At 44.6% G+C, this 18,048-nt stretch carries 11 protein-coding genes; 8 read left to right on the top strand and 3 right to left on the bottom strand.

All coding sequences use genetic code 11. The features are described 5' to 3' along the window. Positions 1-163 precede the first annotated feature (163 nt). The 6 genes from ACMA1I_RS07895 (at position 164) to ACMA1I_RS07870 (ending at position 11,908) form a co-directional block, all read left to right on the top strand. On the top strand, positions 164-1,036 hold the full coding sequence (locus ACMA1I_RS07895; RefSeq protein ID WP_337067762.1) for an AraC family transcriptional regulator: 873 nt from the start codon (positions 164-166) through the stop codon (positions 1,034-1,036). 1,004 nt (positions 1,037-2,040) lie between these two features. After that, positions 2,041-3,567, top strand: coding sequence for a protein kinase domain-containing protein (locus ACMA1I_RS07890; protein WP_414703882.1), 1,527 nt, complete (start codon positions 2,041-2,043; stop codon positions 3,565-3,567). A 504-nt stretch (positions 3,568-4,071) separates the two neighbouring features. Beyond that, a complete protein-coding gene (locus tag ACMA1I_RS07885) occupies positions 4,072-7,422 on the top strand; it encodes a PQQ-dependent sugar dehydrogenase (protein ID WP_337067760.1) in 3,351 nt (1,116 codons plus the stop codon). 547 nt (positions 7,423-7,969) lie between these two features. Then, a complete protein-coding gene (locus ACMA1I_RS07880; RefSeq protein WP_337067759.1) occupies positions 7,970-9,925 on the top strand; it encodes a hypothetical protein in 1,956 nt (651 codons plus the stop codon). 13 nt (positions 9,926-9,938) lie between these two features. Continuing rightward, positions 9,939-10,748, top strand: coding sequence for a DUF2490 domain-containing protein (locus ACMA1I_RS07875; protein ID WP_337067758.1), 810 nt, complete (start codon positions 9,939-9,941; stop codon positions 10,746-10,748). Between the two features lie 377 nt (positions 10,749-11,125). Then, positions 11,126-11,908 carry a hypothetical protein gene (locus tag ACMA1I_RS07870; protein WP_337067757.1) on the top strand — a complete coding sequence of 261 codons (783 nt, stop codon included), beginning with the start codon at positions 11,126-11,128 and terminating at the stop codon, positions 11,906-11,908. 31 nt (positions 11,909-11,939) lie between these two features. Here the strand turns inward: ACMA1I_RS07870 and ACMA1I_RS07865 are convergent, their stop codons facing one another. From ACMA1I_RS07865 to ACMA1I_RS07855, 3 genes are all read right to left on the bottom strand, one after another. Continuing rightward, positions 11,940-12,551, bottom strand: coding sequence for a porin family protein (locus tag ACMA1I_RS07865; RefSeq protein ID WP_337067756.1), 612 nt, complete (start codon positions 12,549-12,551; stop codon positions 11,940-11,942). Positions 12,552-12,725: 174 nt separating this feature from the next. Next, positions 12,726-14,171: an SDR family oxidoreductase gene (locus tag ACMA1I_RS07860; protein WP_337067755.1), complete on the bottom strand. Its 1,446-nt coding sequence runs from the start codon at positions 14,169-14,171 to the stop codon at positions 12,726-12,728. A 398-nt stretch (positions 14,172-14,569) separates the two neighbouring features. Continuing rightward, positions 14,570-14,986 (bottom strand): DoxX family protein, encoded by a 417-nt coding sequence (locus ACMA1I_RS07855; RefSeq protein WP_337067754.1) that lies wholly within the window; start codon positions 14,984-14,986, stop codon positions 14,570-14,572. A gap of 640 nt (positions 14,987-15,626) precedes the next feature. On the opposite strand from ACMA1I_RS07855, the gene asnA reads away from it, so the two are divergent. Together asnA and ACMA1I_RS07845 are read left to right on the top strand one after the other, a co-directional pair. Then, positions 15,627-16,673, top strand: coding sequence for an aspartate--ammonia ligase (gene asnA, locus ACMA1I_RS07850; protein ID WP_337067753.1), 1,047 nt, complete (start codon positions 15,627-15,629; stop codon positions 16,671-16,673). 623 nt (positions 16,674-17,296) lie between these two features. Continuing rightward, the gene (locus ACMA1I_RS07845) at positions 17,297-17,986 is read left to right on the top strand and encodes a hypothetical protein (protein WP_337067752.1); all 690 of its coding nucleotides are present in this window, start codon (positions 17,297-17,299) and stop codon (positions 17,984-17,986) included. The last annotated feature ends 62 nt before the right edge of the window (positions 17,987-18,048 follow it).

Below are 18,048 nucleotides of genomic sequence, written 5' to 3'. Positions count from 1 at the left end.
TTAAATCCATTCTTATAAAATCTAAATTCTTTTTTACATTGACCCTAAGTTTGATTTAAATGAAACTCTCCTAAATTTGAGTTTAACCACACTATCGATAGTTAGTATTTTTTAAAAATTGATCTGCATCTAAAATTTATATGATACCTTATTTTAATTTTTCATGAGCACCATATATAGAGAGATTACACCCCTCACTCAAAACGATTGTTTTACAATATTTTCGAGGGTAAAACAGGGATTTGATTTCCCGCTCCATAACCATGAGGAATTTGAGCTGAATTTTATAGCCAATGCGGCTGGCACTAAGCGCATAGTAGGAGACCATATAGAAGTAATTGATGACCTAGAACTAGTTCTAGTGGGTAGTAACCTGCCACATGGTTGGTTTACTCATGAGTGCAAGAGCAAAGAAATCTATGAAATCACCCTTCAGTTTCACCGCGATTTATTTGATGAGAAATTCCTTCGCAGAAATCAGCTTAATTTTATTAGGTCGTTGCTGGAGCGAGCCTCTAAAGGAATTTCTTTTTCGAGAGAGACGAAGGAAGCTTTCAGACCAAGGTTGGTTCAGCTAACCCAAAAGAGTGGATTCGATTCTGTGTTAGAACTTATCTCAATTCTTCACGACCTGTCTACTTCCCGTAATATGCGCACACTGTCCAACAGCACCTTTACATCCGACCAGATTAATTACCATAGCCGTCGGATAGAAAAGGCTTTTGAGTATATGCAGACCTATTACGACAAAAATGTGTCGCTAGCAGATGTGTCCAAAGTGGTTAGTATGCCAGAGGTGTCGTTTAGCCGATTCATAAAAAAATGTACTGGCAAGACTTTTATTGATAGCCTGAACGAGATACGTCTGGGCCATGCCTCCCGCATGCTCATCGACACTACAGAAACTATATCAGAAATATCCTATAAATGCGGGTTTAACAACCTCTCGTACTTTAACCGCATTTTTAGAAAGAAAAACGGCTGTACCCCCTCCGAATTTCGTCAGAACTACTCCGGGGTGCGGGTATTTATTTAATCAGCCAAAGGCTTTACTCCACCACCTACCGGTTTAAAGTAAATGGATGCAAATGCCTTTATTATAACGTGAACTCGAGAATTAACAATTGCTCCCTGTGTTGATTAAAAACACTTTACTTTTATGTTTTAAGCTTTTTAGGGCCGATCGTGTGCAGCTTCTCCAGTTTTCCTGCAGGTGCCTTACATTTTTTCCGGTGCTGAGCCTCGCTCAGCAGCCTGCAGCGGAGCGAGGGCAGATTCAAATAAACAGCGCCGGAAGGGAAAACGCGGCCTCTCGGCCGAGGAGCGCAGAAGGCAGCTCTATAACAGGTGGCAAGAGGGCACCGGATCAGTTGTTGCGGTAGCGATTGACTACTCCATATTTCCGAGTGCACCTAAATATAAAACTGCATAGGTTTGGCAAAGGAGGATTTAACAATGCAGAAGCCCCTTTGCAATTTACAGCCAGAAAAACTTCGCAAGCCTATTTTAATTAGAAGAATTGAGAGCTGCGCTTATTTTTATTGAAAATCAAAGATGTCTCCAGAGGCAGCAGTAAAGCGCCAAGAAGCCCAAGGCCTTAAATCTCATAAAGGCCTCAGAAAGGCCAACTTCATTAGAAGAATTTTAATTACAAAGTGGCTAAACTACTTAAAGTATGGCGACAGGAACAGCATAGTCTATCAATTATCACTGCACCAAGAAGTTTCGTTTTTAAAAGCTTTCAGCTATGGTCCCGGTAAGCTTTCATTATACAAGCCCATGTAAAAATCAAATTCGGCAATGTTCAATGTTGAAACCTTAAAGCTTTCTAGGACAAACAAAATCACCTAAATTCCCGCTCTTGCTATGCTTTTTCTGCTGCAGATGCCGCTTCTTATACACTCTCTCCTGCTCTTTTTCGTAATAATAACTTAATAAAAGTTTTGAATTGGTTGCCTTTCAGCAAACCGTACGTAAAATATTGAAGGATCCAGCACACGATGCTGCTAAACGAAACAATAGATGCATACCACGTTACTTATGCCTACACTTCATAGAGACAATGTTTTTGCAGATCGCTTTTTGTTAAAAGAGTTGATTGGCTCCAGGGGTATTACGGAGCTTTGGAAGGCGGAAGACCTATTGGAGAATGGAGTGGTTGTAGGAATAAAGATATTTGCACCACAGAGTAGATTAGATGAGCAAAGCTTGGCTCAGCTAATGCAGGACCTGGAAAAGGCTAATACACTTGCACACCCTAACTTACTACAACCCTTTGAAACAGGCTTGCAAGAGGGAGTACCCTACCAGGTTTTGCCCTTTATGCACAACGGCTCCCTCAGGCAAAAGCTACACGACCAGGGTACCCTTACAGAGCCGGAGGTGGCACAACTACTGAAGCAAGCAGGCAGCGCACTGTTTTACCTGCATGCGAATGAAATTCCAACGCTACACAAAAACCTGACTCCCGACAATATCCTGATCTCAGACAAGGGCGATTTTGTGCTAACGGATTTTGGCATTAGCAGCCGTACCCGTAGCGCCATACGCAAGGTGGTAGGCCTGGGAGTAGCCTCCCCGGCCGAATATGCACCCCCTGAAATGTTTTCGTCTAAGCCCAGAAGCACGGCTGCCAGCGATATATTTTCGTTCGGTGTAATTTTGTACGAAGCCTGCAGCGGCGAAGTGCCTTGGCTCGGCAATGGCGGCATTGCTTTGTTGCAGGGTGCTTCTATACCGCAACTGCCCTTCCGCTACTCCCGGGAGCTACAGCAAATGGTGAAAGCCTGCCTGGATCCGGATTGGGAAAAAAGGCCCTCTGCGGCAGAACTTGAAGAAGAAGGCGCATACTATTTAGAACACGGAACCTGGAAAAGCTTCGGACGCTTTGGCACGGTGACAGTAAAGATGGTACAGTACGAGAAACGTTCTCCCTGGAAACCAATTCTTATCAGTGCAATCCTGCTGTTGGTGCTGCTCGCATTTTCTTATTTCTATTTCTTTGCCCCTGATTCCTGGCGCAATCTAACATCTTCCGAACCTACAGCTATTGTGGTTAAGAACGGAGATCTTTCTTCACCGGCAACCAATGCACCCGAAGATACAGGTAATTCAAAAGCTGGGGCCAACAATACTACTGCACCGATAACAGAAAAAAAGCCAGTTACAGCTACTATCGAGGCGCCTAAAACTGCCCCGCCAACGGCTTCTGCAAAAAAAGCAGTTGGCAACAGTACCAGAAGTTCAACTCCTGCTAAAACCACTGGCCCCAGAACAGGTATCCGGAAACCTGCAACCTTAACAGGTTACTTCCAGCAACTGCAAAACCAGGATGTGCCTCTGGCTGTACGACAACGATGGAGCGCCGATATTCAAAGATATTTTACCCCTGAGGCTATTATCACTTACTCCGCTAAAGGAAATGTGGTCGGTGTTTTTACAGTCAACGAAATTATCGACATGCTCCTGAAGGCAGACAGCAGCAGTACTATCCGCCTCGGTAATACGGTAAAAGATGAACATGGCAAGATCGAGGAGCTATACCTTCATTCATCAAACGGCCTCTAGAAACTCACTATCTACCCTCAGTTCATTTGCGGGCCCCCTTAATCAAGAAGTACTTCTTGGGTAAGGGGGCCCGCCATTTTGTGTTCAGGATAACCTTCGGTTTTCATCACCTGTAAAGTGCATACCATGGTTCTTGCCCCAATACACGATACTCCCTCTCCCAAATAACAAAAGCTGTTTCAACAAATTTCACCTTATAGGTGCCTCATTTCCCCTTAAAAGCTGGTTAATTAGTCATATATTTTCTTACAATAAAACAACTAACTATAGAGATTATCGTAAAATTTACTACCATAGGTTCAGTTCTGCCAGTATAGGCAGGCACCTGCCTTCATACTCCTCTCCCTACTTTCTCATGTAACAAGCGGTATTTGCCTGGCTTGTTTTACTGTGTAGCCTTTTTGTCTGCAGCGTCAGTTGGTGTGCATCATCTAAAACAGCCAAAAGATCCTGTCAGTGATTTTTGTATTGGGTTTACTTACATCTTTTTCAACTCATTGGCTTATGTTTATTTTTATCAAACTTAGGGCAGCCCGTAAGTTACGGTTACGCCAATTTCATTCCTTTTGTAGCATTGCAACACTCAGGCTGATCTTTTACTGCACCTTTCTTTTACTATTCTTCTCTACGCTACCTGCCTCCGGACAACCGGCTGGATTTGTTGCAGAGAAAATTGGCTCTAACTGGAATGCCGCTGTTGGAATGGCTTTTTCGAAAGATGGAAATCGGATGTATGTTTGGGAGAAAGCCGGAAAAGTTTGGATAGTGGAAAATGGACAGAAACTACCCTCTCCTTTAATTGACATAAGCGAAGAGGTAGGCGATTGGCGCGACCACGGCATGCTGGGTTTTGCGCTGGACCCTAATTTTGATAGTAACGGGTACTTTTACCTGCTTTATGTTGTAGACAGGCACCACCTGCTCCACTTCGGCAAAAGCACCTACAGCCCCAGTGCCAACGAGTATTCTAATGCTACCATTGGCCGCCTGACCCGCTACACCGCCCGTGCCAGCGACAACCGCAAAAGCACCGATCTCAGCAGCCGTAAAATGCTTATAGGAGAGACCATTTCGCAAGGGATTCCTATACTGTATCTAGGACATGGAGTCGGCTCCCTGGTTTTTGGTGAAGATGGCTCTCTCCTGGTTTCGGTAGGCGATGCAGCCTCAGCCGGATATGTAGATACAGGCTACGACCCGCAAAACCCAAACGATACCTATATTCCGCAGGCTATCAAAGATGGGATTATCACAGAAAAAGATAATATTGGCGCCTACCGGTCGCAACAGGTTGAGAGTATTAACGGAAAGATATTGAGGATAGATCCTGCCACAGGAAATGGACTGCCTTCGAACCCTTACTATAATTCTACTGCTCCCCGCTCTGCTGCATCCAGGGTTTGGGCGCTTGGCCTCCGAAATCCGTTTCGGTTTACTGTGAAGCCAGGTAGCGGTAGTAGCAGCTTTCCGGGCGTTTTATATATTGGGGATGTGGGCTGGCATGTGTGGGAAGAAATCAGCGTGGCCACCAGGAGCGGCCAGAACTTTGGCTGGCCCATTTATGAGGGGCTGGAGCCACATGAGTGGTATTACCACAAACAGGTTCCGAACAAACATGCTGCACAAAACCCATTATACGGCCAGGGAGGCTGCACACAACAATACTTTTACTATGGCAATATGCTGGTGCAACCAAAAAGAACACAGGCCGCCTACTTCGGTAACCCCTGCGACTACACCAAGCCCATACCTAATACATACCGTTTATTTGTGCACACGCGCCCGGCTTTCGAATGGAAGCACGAAAGCCGGGGTGGCGGTTCCAGAGCAGGCACCTTCGACGGTGAGAATGCAACTGTTGCCATGATTGGCTCCTCCACCTCGCCTGTATCGGGGCCTCAGTTCTCTGGGAGTTCCGCCACGGGAGGAATTTGGTATACTGGCGATGATTTTCCGGCGCAATACAAAAACACCTATTTCTTTGGAGACTACGCAGCCGGCTGGATTAGGAGCGCTGGCTTTGATTCGGCACACCAGCCAAAAAGCATCAGCAACTTTAAAGACAATGATGCCTTTGTAGTAGCTTTTGCGACCAATCCGGTATCAGGTGGGCTGTATTATATAAAATATGCGACGGAGGTGATTCGGGTTTCATATAAATCAGGAAACCTGCCTCCCAAAGCGGTGGCCAGTGCCGATAAATTGTCTGGGAGCAGCCCGCTTACAGTAAAGTTTAGCAGCAGTGGCTCCTCCGATCCCGAAGGGCAGGCACTGAAGTACGAGTGGAACTTTGGCGATGGCACCCCTGTATCCTCAGAGGCAAGTCCTACACATACCTTTTCCTCTTCTAGTGTTAGATCGTTTACCGTTACGTTAAAGGTAACAGATGCAGGTGGACTTTCTGCCACCGCCACTTTAACTATTGCGCTGAACAACTCTGCCCCAGTAGTAACCATTACCAGTCCTGCAGAAGGGACACTATACCCGCTCACGGAACAAAAGGTATATAACCTGACCGCTACCGTTACCGACAGAGAGCACAGCGGGAGCCAATTGCAGTATGCCTGGCAAACTATTCTGCACCACAACCAGCACACGCACCCGGAACCTATAGACAATAAACCTACGACTACCACCACTATTTCTCCAATTGGTTGCGACGGGGAAACATACTTTTATCGTATCTCTCTTAAAGTAACAGACGCTGGAGGGCTGAGTGGAGAAGACCATGTAGACCTGTACCCAGATTGTGGTGGCGGTGTGTATAAGCCTGTGTCTATTTCCGCACCTACCGAGGGGCAGAAATTCGATGCCGGTACCAATATCCCCTTAAGGGTTACCTTTACAGACCTGGCCCGTGCCTGGACGAAAGTGGCGTACTATCAGAACGGAATCAAAATAACCGAAACATCTACCAGCCCCTACACTAGCACCTGGACGAATGTGCCTGCTGGCGCTTATGCGCTTATTGCCAAGGCCACAGATGCAGGAGGCCATATAGTAGAGTCGGCTCCTGTAAATATTACAGTGAAAGGTGGACCAACCAGTGCAGGCAGCATTACAAGAGAATACTGGGCCAATGCCCATGGCAGCACGGTAGCGAGCATCCCGCTCAGCAGCACGCCCACCACCGTCACCGAGCTCACCTCCTTCCAATCGCCGGCCTTTATAGGCGACAACTACGGCCAGCGGGTGCGCGGCTACGTCACGGCCCCCGCCACCGGGGCCTACACCTTCTGGCTGGCCGCCGACGACGTGGCCGAGCTGTGGCTGAGCACCTCGGAGAACCCGGCCCTCAAGACAAGGATCGCGCTGGTGGACCGGTGGACGGGGCAGAACGAGTGGAGCAAGTACCCCAGCCAGCAGTCGGCGAAGGTGACGCTGGAGGCCGGCAGGCGCTACTACATCGAGGCGCTGCACAAGGAGCAGGGCGGTGGCGACCACCTCTCGGTGGGATGGCAGCTACCGGCAGGCACGATGGAACGCCCGATACCAGGGAACAGACTATCGCCTTACAAAGCAGGAGGCTTAGCGCTTGTTAATAACTTAGTTACAATGGAGGCTATATCTCCACCAACTAATATCCAGCTGTATCCGAATCCTTTTTCGGAACAGCTAACGGTTAGGTTTACCGAAGCCTCTGAAGAAGTTCAGGCAGTTCTGATTTATGACATGACGGGCAGACTTGTATACCAACAAACCGGCTTAATTCAAGTATTCGGATCAGAATTACATGTTAACCTGAGAGAAAGCAAGTTGCGACCGGGCTTTTATGTGCTCCGGCTTTTAGACAGCCAAGGAAATGCAAGTACAATAAAAATTCAGAAACTCGCACCAGGCCAATTTAGCAAATAATCTATTTTAGATTTAACATAAGTATAGGATCGCCCTATGCACCGGTTGCAAAGCCGGTGCATAGGGCGATCTTTTTTAGTATCCCATCCTCTGACTACACAAGTCGTCCTTACAGCACTTCGTTGGGCAACTCTTTACCTATACAACTAACAACTTTTTATCAGCCTTAAAACTAAATTTTCGTACAAGGCAGGAAGTTTGAAATCAAAAAATGTATTTCTTCTATACTTTAAATTATGAAATTGAATTATTCAAAGCTTTCGAAAAACCTGGCATTTTATATTTTTCAAAGTCGTCGCCTCAAAAGCGCAGTATAATTAGACCTTACACTTTCGAACAATGCTAACTTTAGGGGGTAAATCAGACTTGATCCCAAGTACTTATCAAACGTTTTAAACAGTTTTTAAAATACTGGATACTAGAAATTTACAAACTTAAAAAAGAAAACCAAACAAATCCCATGCTCTATCTCCAACAATTTACACTTTTCTTAATATTGAACCGCCTGTACAAAACCCTTAACTTTAATTAGTTTAAGCAAGAAACTATGAATCAAAAAATTAGACTATACCAATTTTTTATCCTGACCCTGATTTGTCAGCTGGCGCATGGTCAAAAAACGCAGGTCTTCGAAGATCAAGTTTATTTAAATGGCAATGTGTACCAAGCCAACTTCAACTATTATGTAAATAAGAAAGACACTCTTTACCATGGTCCGTTTGCTTTGACCAAAGAAGTGGAAGAAGCAGTTGGCAACAAAAACTATAAATATGCTGCTATCAATGGCAACTTCAATCAGAATGTAGCCGATGGGAATTGGGCCATCAGACAAGGCACTTTTTCTTCTTCCGGAAAGGGAGTGTACCAAGATAATGCTTACATCTTTAAAATAAACGGAACAGAGTTTATAGCGAATGGTAATCTGGATAAAGGCAAAAAAAACTCTCCATGGGAAATTTACGAATGGCAGATTGTTAACTCTACCATAGACGATACCTTGTTTTCTGCACAGCTTCCTTTCCATAACGACCACTTACAAGGCAATCTGAAGCTCTTTCATGAGGGCGACTACCTGGATGGCTTTGTAGACAACAACCAGTTCACAGACAGAACATGGTCTTTTTACTTAACAGAAGCAAACGGCAAAAGAGTATTGTTGAAAGAGTGGATATTTCAGAACAACCAATTGGTCAGCAAAAGATTATATGAAAATGGTCAGGCCCTAAACCTCATCATCAGCGAAGTAACGAACCAGCCAAAGCAGGTTGAGGAGATACCATTTGATGACAATTTCATGAAGATCATCGACCTTAAAGCCTCACTAAACAACCCTGAATTATATGAAAAGTACAGAGGAACAGACAAAGTCAGGGATCTGATATTTGAAGTTGTAGACAAATTGCAAGTAGTTGATTCGTTGTTTGTGCCTATTACCAAGCTCAAGGTAACCCCTGGGATAAAAACAAGAGTAGATAAATTCCCTTATACCCAAGCAGAACTCTCCCTTTTAAAAACTGCTCAGAAAAACACCCAGGAGGCCGATAAATTGATGCGTGCCATTCACGATGATCCCCAGGTTCTGTTAGCCAGTACTTCTATTGAGAAGGCTGCCTGGTACTTTTCTACTTTGCAAGCAGTACAGAACCAGTTGCTGGAAAAAAGTAAAGCCATTATAGATCACTACCAAAGTGGCAACCTGGAGTATGTGAACAGGAATCGGTTCCTGAAAAGCAATTTGACTGTACCGAAGACCATACAGGTCCCTTTTGCTTTTAACAGGGATACCACCCAATTTGCCTACAACCTGGTGCATGTGCAGGTAGCACCCCAGCAGGAACCCCTGCAACAGTTTACAACCCTATCAGAAAATATTATAAAAGAAATTAACCTGCTCAAGGATAGCCTGGACGCCTATGTACTGGAAGTAAAACGCGAAGAACACCTGGCAGAATCGGAAGCTGTGCTCCTGAAAAGGCAGGAAGACCTTGTAAAACTGAGCGACTCGCTTTTAAATGAGCAGCACGATAAGCTAGCAGGCTTTAATGTAAAAGCAGTGCTACTGAGCTTTACACAGCAACTTCTGAAAGACTATAACAGCCTTGCCCTTTCTGAGAAAAATCAACAGATTGAGTCTTCTCTGAACTGCCTGCACCAAGTAGAAAGCCTGGTCAGAAATCTGGAGAACGTACCGGAGAACACATACATGGTTCGAGATGCATACACCAACAAAGTCTTTAACCCATACACCTTTACCGACATGGAAGAAAAAGTAAAGGAACCCATTTATGAATCCTTTACAGAGGTAATGTTGCCCGGCATTTGGAACAACTTAAATAAACTTTCTTGCGAAAACATTACCGCTTACAACCAAAATTTCAACAACCTATTTGGAGGAATGCTACAGGTCTTAAATAGAAACACCCGAAGAGAAGAGAGAAGGATAAAGAGAGCAGACACAGCGGCAAAAGCAGCTGAAATTCTAAACATCAATCTTACTTTCTAAGCATTCAACTTTTATGAGAAAACATAGTTTATTGCTCTTGTTCCTGGCATGCTTGGCCTTTCCAAGTCTGGTTTCGGCACAGGAAGAACGCACAAGAGACTCCGATAATTGGAATACCAATTTATGGGTTGGTTTCTACAACAATTTCCGCTTATCAGAAAAGTTTTTCTGGCGCGCAGAAATGCATTACCGTCGCGGTGACTACGAAGGGCAGCCATTTATTGGAAAAATGGAACAGATTTATAATCGCCATGCCATCACCTACCTGTTCTCACCAACTTTTAACATGTCGTTTGGCGGAGTTTTGCGGCTTAATTTCACTCCTAGCCCAGGTAATGATGCTTACAAAGAGGTGATGCATGAGCCCCGCATCTGGCATGAATATTTATTTGTTATGCCCTTCCCCAGGTTTCAGGCTTACCACAGAATCCGGATTGAGCACAGGTGGAGTAAATCGAACAGCTACGAGGATGACTGGATTTTCAGGAACCGCTGGCGCTATAAATTTTACGCGAAGTTTCCGCTAAACAAGAAAACCCTCACCCCTGGCACTATCTATTTCAACCCAGATGTAGAGATTATTTTGCAAACCGGAAAACAGGTAATTGACAGCCCTGTAGAAGATTTTAGGGTGTACCCCTCCCTGGCCTATATCAGCAGCCCACGCGTTACGTACTCTGCCGGTTTGATGTATGCGACAGGCCAAAACTTAAACGATGGCACCGTATACAGGCAGCGATGGGTCATGCGCGTAAGCGCCTACATCTCGCTTGACTTTAGAAAAGATGAGAAGAAAATTCACTCTGTCAGATTGTTGGATTAGTCCTTTATGGCAGAATAAGGGCTTGGAACATCTTAACCAAAGGCTGCAGGCATTGCCCATTTTACTGCCTAACCTGACTCTGTAATAAGTACCTATTATAGGCCCATCACCAATTATTCTAATGAAATAAGCCTTCCGGAGCCATTTTAGCATAATCTGTGTAAGGTTTAGGCAGATCCATTCGTAGAAATGGTAAAAAAGCAAAAATGAATTAATTTCTAAAAAGCATAAAAGTCAAACTCTTTTTAGAATTCTAAATTGTTTCAACAATGCGTACTAAAAAGCAAGTATCAAAAACTTTGTTAATTGTTATATTACTGGTTATCAGCCTCGCTTCTGTAAGTTTTTCTTTTAAATACTTTAAGGCGTACAAAAGTATGGATGCCAATATTGCCCAAACTCAGGTAGTAGTTGAAAGTCTAAAAAGCAGGTTAGATTCCGTTATCCTGAAATCTACGGCTGATGAGCTTTTTATAAATGGCCAGTACGATTCTGCCATGGCCGTTTACAAAGCCATTCCAAACGGAGCCTATAGCGCTCAATTTGTAAACGAAAGGAAAAAGATCATAGAGCAAATGGCAGAATTCCGGCAGTCGCTGCGCAATAAAGCAGAACAGGCCGAGAAAAAAGCAGAAATCAGCGAAGACATGCTGGGCTTAAAACTCACCTCCCTTGAATTACAGCACGAGTCTACCAGCGATTCGCTTCAGACCGTGCTAAGCAACCGGATAGAGGCACTTGAAAACCAGCTGAAGAGAAAAGATCAGGAGCTGGCAGCTATACCCCGCATCGAAAGACTCACTTTCTACAACGCAAATGGGACTAAGATCAATTATTTCGGAGAGGTGCGCAACGGCAAAGCAAACGGACAGGGTATTGGCAGCCACGCCACTGGCAGTGTGTACGATGGCGAATGGAAAAACAACAAGAAGCACGGCAAAGGAACTTACAAGTGGGTGGAAGGCGAAATATACGAAGGTGACTTTGTAGATGAGAAAAGAGAAGGAGAAGGAACTTACTACTGGCCCAACGGCGACAAATACGTGGGTGGCTGGGCCAATGATGCCCGCAATGGCCAAGGCACACTATATGACAAAGAAGGTAAGATTATTGTGCAGGGCGAATGGAGAAACGATGAGGTAGCCAAAGCAGCCCACTAGCCTCTCCTCCTGCCAGAAAAATTGCCGTGTGTTACAGCACAAAGCCCAGATACACCGACACCACATGGTTGGCCAGGGTGCGGCCACCGTTCCTGTTGGTGAACTCGCCTCTTAGCGACTGGATCGGCACAAACCCATGGTTGTAACGCAGCCCTACCAGCTTATTCTCTGTAATAAAATACTCTGCACCTATCAGCAGGGAATAATCAAACTTCTGAAGGTCGCTTCTGATGCCACGGGAGCTGGTGGTGCCATTTTCTGCTGTTTTGTGGGTACCGGCCAGCAGGAGGCTCGGCTGGATGCCTAAATTAAGGGTTACTCCTTTATAAAGATCAGTGCCGATCATCAGGGGCAGGTCGAAATAATAAAGCCTGAAATTATTGGGCTGGTCGCTTTCCCAGTTGCGGGAGCCTTTTTGAGTAATAAGTGCCTCACCTTTAAAAAATAGGCTTTCGCGCCCGCCAAGTTTAGCAAAAGCACCGGCTTGCAGCCCCGGCTGGGGATTTAAATTAGCCTGATGCGACAGTGTGCCTATGGCAATACCTGCTTTAAGCCCGAAACTTTGCGCCTCTTGCGCATGCACTGCCGGAATGAAAAGTAGAAAAGAAAATAAAAGGCAATAGATAAAATTCATTTTTTTCATGTTGCAAAATAAGCGATTTTAAAGGTGTACTAAAAAGCCATTCATAAAGATGCGGCTAACTCAAAACAAAAGAGTAAGCTCTCTACTATCTTAATTCTGCTACACCTTCTCTTCCGGAATATAAACAGGAAAATTATTTAAGAAGAGACTAACACACACCGGCGGAATTTCAAACTAAATTTTATAGTTGATAAGGTTATTTGACATGCCATCAAACACAAAATGATGAAAGGGCCATACCGCGTACCAATACAATCGGCCCAGCAGTCCTTTAGGTCGGAAAGTGGCGGTTTGCTGCAAGTACTTATCGCTGCCTTTCTCAATGATTTTAAACTCCAGCCAGGCTTCGCCAGGCAGCTTCATTTCAGCGTACAAGAGCAGCCGCTTTGTTTTCCTGTCTGCTACCAATACCCGCCAAAAGTCCAGGGTATCACCGGAGTGTATGCTGTTAACGTTAGTTCGACCTCTTCTTAGCCCAACGCCGCCCACCATTTTGTCTAAAAACCCTCTAATCGACCAGAGCCAATTGCCATAGTACCAGCCCCGCTTCCCTCCTATCGACCAGATATTGTCGAGCACCTGCTCCTCCTGAGTCGAAATAATTTTGAGCCGCTTATCAAAAAAGCAACCGTTGGTAGGCACATGTATGTGCTCCACCAACGAACTGCCCCTATAACTCGATATCAAAGAGTCTTTCCAACTCGATATCACACTGTCTTGCTCAATTCTTTGAAAAGCGAGTGCTACAGCTTCCTTGTAGGTGAGCAGTTTCAGCGGCACCAGTTCTGTTAATGGATTGGGTTTGGCAATTACCTCTACTTTCATGCTATTGACCAGGTTTGTTGCCAGCTTGTAGGAGGTGGAAGTAACAAAGTAAAGCCAGTAAGAGGAGAGGCGAGGCGTCATGACGGGTACGGTAAATATAAATCGTTTTAGCCCTCTTACTTCCGCAAACTGAAGCAGCATCTGCTTGTAAGTCAGCACATTGGGGCCACCAATATCGTAGGACTGACCATAGGTGTCGGGCCTCAGCAAAATGCCAACCAAGTACTCCAGCACATTTCGGATAGCGATGGGTTGCGTTTTGGTATTAAGCCATTTAGGAGTAATCATCACCGGTAGCTTCTCGGTCAGGTCCCTTATGATTTCGAAAGAGGAGCTACCGGAACCTACAATAATACCAGCTTTCAACGCTGTGACAGGCACAGTGCCAGACCGTAGTACCTCCTCCACCTTCTTCCGGGATGCCAGGTGCTTCGAAAGTTTTTGGTCGTTGATAATGCCGCCTAAGTATATTATTTGTTTTGCCGCGGTCTGCTCTACAAGTGCTACAAAATTTTGCGCCGATTGCTCCTCCAGCTTCTCAAAGTGAGGCGAATTGTCGCTCATAGAATGGATCAGGTAATAAGCCACTGCTATGCCTTGCATTGGAGCCTGCAACACAGGTTTCTTCAGAAAGTCAACTTCCACTACCGAAATGTTCGGGTGGCTGAAAATACCTTCTGTTGGAAAACGGCTCTGGTCTCTTACACAACAAATTACCTCGTGCCCCTGCTCCAGGAGCGAGGGCAGCAGCCTTTTTCCGATGTACCCGTTTGCTCCCGTTAATAATATTTTCATGCGTCAGCTGCTTAGTTTCTGGGGCAGCTACAGCATTGGCAGCCACTCTTAGCAGTGCTTGTTCTAAACAGATACTACTCTTTCAGATAACCAGTGAAATAAGGTTTTGTTAGATAATTTTTCCTGCCAAACACCAAATAAAGAAACCACATGGGGCAAGGCAGCCGAAAACCAATAGGGCATAAAGTAGCATTAAATACCTCTTGAAAGGCTTTTTCATCAGAATAATTTGATTAAGTGAGAGAATTGCGCCTTTATTGCTTTTCCGATAAGCGACTTGAAAAGCAAAAGTTGAGGAATCCCACCTCCTACTGCCGTCCGCTTACGAACAAGATGCGTGCCTTCAGAGCTGAAGCTAGGGCTTTTTACTTGCTGCGCCCCCAACACTATAATTGGCCTTAGGCAAATCGGTGGGCATCTTTTCTTTTGCCGGTTGTGCGCAGGGCATCTAAACTCCAGATACCAGCTCCCACAGAGGCTATGTACAGGAACAGGAAACAGTACAGCACCGACAGTTCTCCACCGTTCAACAAGGGGTTCCAGCCCTGCGGAAAATGAGACATAAAAAAGGCTACTGCCATTTGGCCGCTGCAAATAAATGCAGCAATGCTGGCAAAAAGGCCTATGGCTATCAAAATACCGCCTACAAGTTCTACAATTCCTGCTACCCCCATCAAAGAAGCCAACTCTACCGGATCTTTATCGCCTGGTATACCAAATAGTTTCTGGCTACCGTGCATGGCAAACATGGCTCCTGCCACTATCCGCAGCAAGGCATAAAAGTAGGGGCTGAATGAACCTAAGAATCTTTCCATAACGATGCAATTGTTAAGTGTGAAAGGCAAATACTGTTTACAGATCTACCTTATGTGCAGCTATTTAGAAAGTGTAACGTAGGTTGTCTTCAGAATGTTAATTGGCTCCTGCCTCAGATGGCTTTGGCTACACCCGCCCCAGGATTACCAGCCTTAGTCATTATATCTGCACGCTCAGCTGCTCCAAGCTTATTAAATTATCATTAGCATAAATTCTTCTAATATAAATGACCTTCCAGAGCACTTTCCACGCAAATTTGCTTAGGCCACGTAACTGAACAGAAGCAACAAAATCAAAATAACTAGGACCTGATTTTCAGGAACAGGTGTAAGCTTTGCTGTGGCTAAAACCAGAACAGTCATAAGTTTCTACAAAACCAATAAACTGATAATATATGCAGTACAACCCGATACTAATTGCAAAAAACAAAACAAAAGACGCAACAATCTAAAATTTTGCTAACTTTCGGAAGTTTTTGAGTAACCCTGATTATAAGCGTTAAAACAGCACGCAAAATAAGAGGCAACCACCAGACGAGCAGGAAACAGGATCTGTAACAGATACGGTCTTTTGCTTACCCGGAGCCGGTGCAGCGATTGCGTGAGAGCCGAAAAGCAAAATTCTTTTTACAAAAACACCATGAACCTGGACAAACACTTGTTTATACCTTCCAATTACGACCCAATTCTTAACCTGACCCGTACTGAAAAGGCCATTAAACTTACCAAAGACTTTTTTGAACACCAGCTTTCGGCAGAATTGCGGCTTCGCAGGGTAACTGCACCGCTTTTTGTTTTAAAAGGCACTGGCATTAACGACGATCTGAATGGAATAGAACGACCGGTTAGCTTTCCGATAAAGTTCATGAACGAGACCCACGCCGAAATTGTGCACTCCCTGGCTAAATGGAAGCGTTGGAACCTGAAAAAATTGCAAATTCCGGCAGGTTACGGACTTTACACCGACATGAATGCGATCCGCCCAGATGAGGACCTGGACAATGTGCATTCCATTTATGTTGACCAGTGGGATTGGGAACGAGTAATTACCGAAGAGGAGCGTAACCTGGCTTTCCTGAAACGCATTGTATCAAAGATTTACTCGGTGATGAAGCGAACAGAGTATTTGCTTTACGAAGAATACCCGGAGCTTACTCCGCAGCTTCCAGACAAGATCACGTTCCTGCACGCCCAGCAGCTCGAAGACCAGTATCCAGGCCTTAGCTCTAAAGAGAAAGAAGATAAAGCAGCCAAAGAGCACGGTGCCATTTTTATTATTGGAATAGGCTGTGCCCTCGCAAGCGGTGAAAAGCATGATGGCCGCGCCCCCGACTACGACGACTGGACTACCCCTTCCGAGGGCAATAACAAAGGTCTGAACGGCGATATTGTCGTATGGAATAATATCCTGAACCGATCCTTCGAGCTTTCTTCTATGGGGATCAGAGTAAACAAAGAGGCTTTGCAAAAACAATTGAGCATTGCCCGCTGCGAAGAACGTGCTCAGCTCATGTGGCATCAAATGCTCCTCAACAACGAACTTCCTTTAACCATAGGCGGGGGCATTGGCCAGTCTAGGTTGTGTATGTTCTTTTTGCGCAAAGCTCATATCGGGGAAGTGCAGTCAAGCATCTGGCCACAGGAGGTAATAGAAACCTGTGCCAAGCATAAGATTCAGCTACTATAATTTAAGAACCTAATTTTACCTTCCGGAGTTGCCACTTGCCCTATATGTTATCAGGCATAAAACAGCTCCGGAAGGCTATTTTTATTTGTAGAATTTAGTTCACAGTGCCCGCCCGATCTCCTGCGCCTGCTACGGCCCCAGCCACTCCCCCACCCTGTTCAGAAGTTTCTAGTAAGCCTTTATTAATTTACAAGCTTCGTCAGCAATTGCAAAACCTCAGAAGGTGATGAGTACCTTTTAAACTGAAATTTACCGCAAATGCATGGCTGTCACCAATAAGACTAAACTCGCTCCTTATAACTACAGGCTACGTTTTCCCATAATGCAGTCTTTATCATAGCCCAACCTGCCCACTAACAAATATTAGCCATTTCATTTTGCAAATTTCCTTACCGCCACCTATACCACAATATTCTATACACCTGATAATGACCACACTAAACATAATAAAGTAGAAGTGGTTAACTATATACATTTAGATTATTACAATATTTAGGTTGATTTGGTGTTTTAAGCAGAAGATAAAGCGCAATTGGAAGAATGACAGCTCTACTGACTTGCGCTAAAAAATATTTTTTTAACTTTACTCAGTTTTCTATAAGTCAAACTTTATAATTCTACGTATGAAAACTCTTTTATACCCATTGCTTTGCTTGTTTTTCTTTACGGCAACCACAGCAAATGCACAACAAAATACCACTAAAGAAACCGCTGGGCCTGCTCCTCTTGCACGGCAGTTTAATAACCTGAAAGATGCTTCCAACTCATACCGCGAAAATAACAAAGAGTACAAAGTAGTAAATGTAAGTGCCCTTGATGCATTCTGGAAAAGCGTTCAGCAAACCATTAAAGCAACAGAGCAAGGTCTTATAGACGATAAAAAATCTGCAGAAGATAACCTTGCCCAAGCCCGCGCTACCATTCAGGAGCAACAAAAACAATTGGAAGCCTTAAAGCTTGAAAACCAAGAAAAAGAGCAGCAGGTACAACAGAGCCTGCACGATGTAAACAGCCTTTCGGTACTAGGCATCGACATGAAAAAGCAATTCTATGTAATTCTTACTGCTGTTATCATCTTGGCTTTATTGATATTACTTGCCATTAAAATGCAGCAGTACAAACGCAACAACGTTATTGCCATAGAAAAACAAAATGGTTACAATGCCATAGAGTTAGAACTTACTGAATACAAAAAGACTGCGCGCGAGCGAGAGATAAAAATCAAGCGCGAGCTCCAAACAGAAATGAACCGTAACCAGGAGTTAGAGCTTGAGCTGGAGCAGTTAAAGAGACATCATGTGCACAAAGGATAAATAGGAAATTTCCATAATCAGCACTTTTAAAAATTCATACTTACCAAAGATTAAAGGTATGG

The sequence above is a fragment of the Pontibacter sp. 13R65 genome, from assembly GCF_047525655.1.
GTDB lineage: Bacteria > Bacteroidota > Bacteroidia > Cytophagales > Hymenobacteraceae > Pontibacter.
This window is presented reverse-complemented; position numbering and strand designations above follow the sequence as displayed.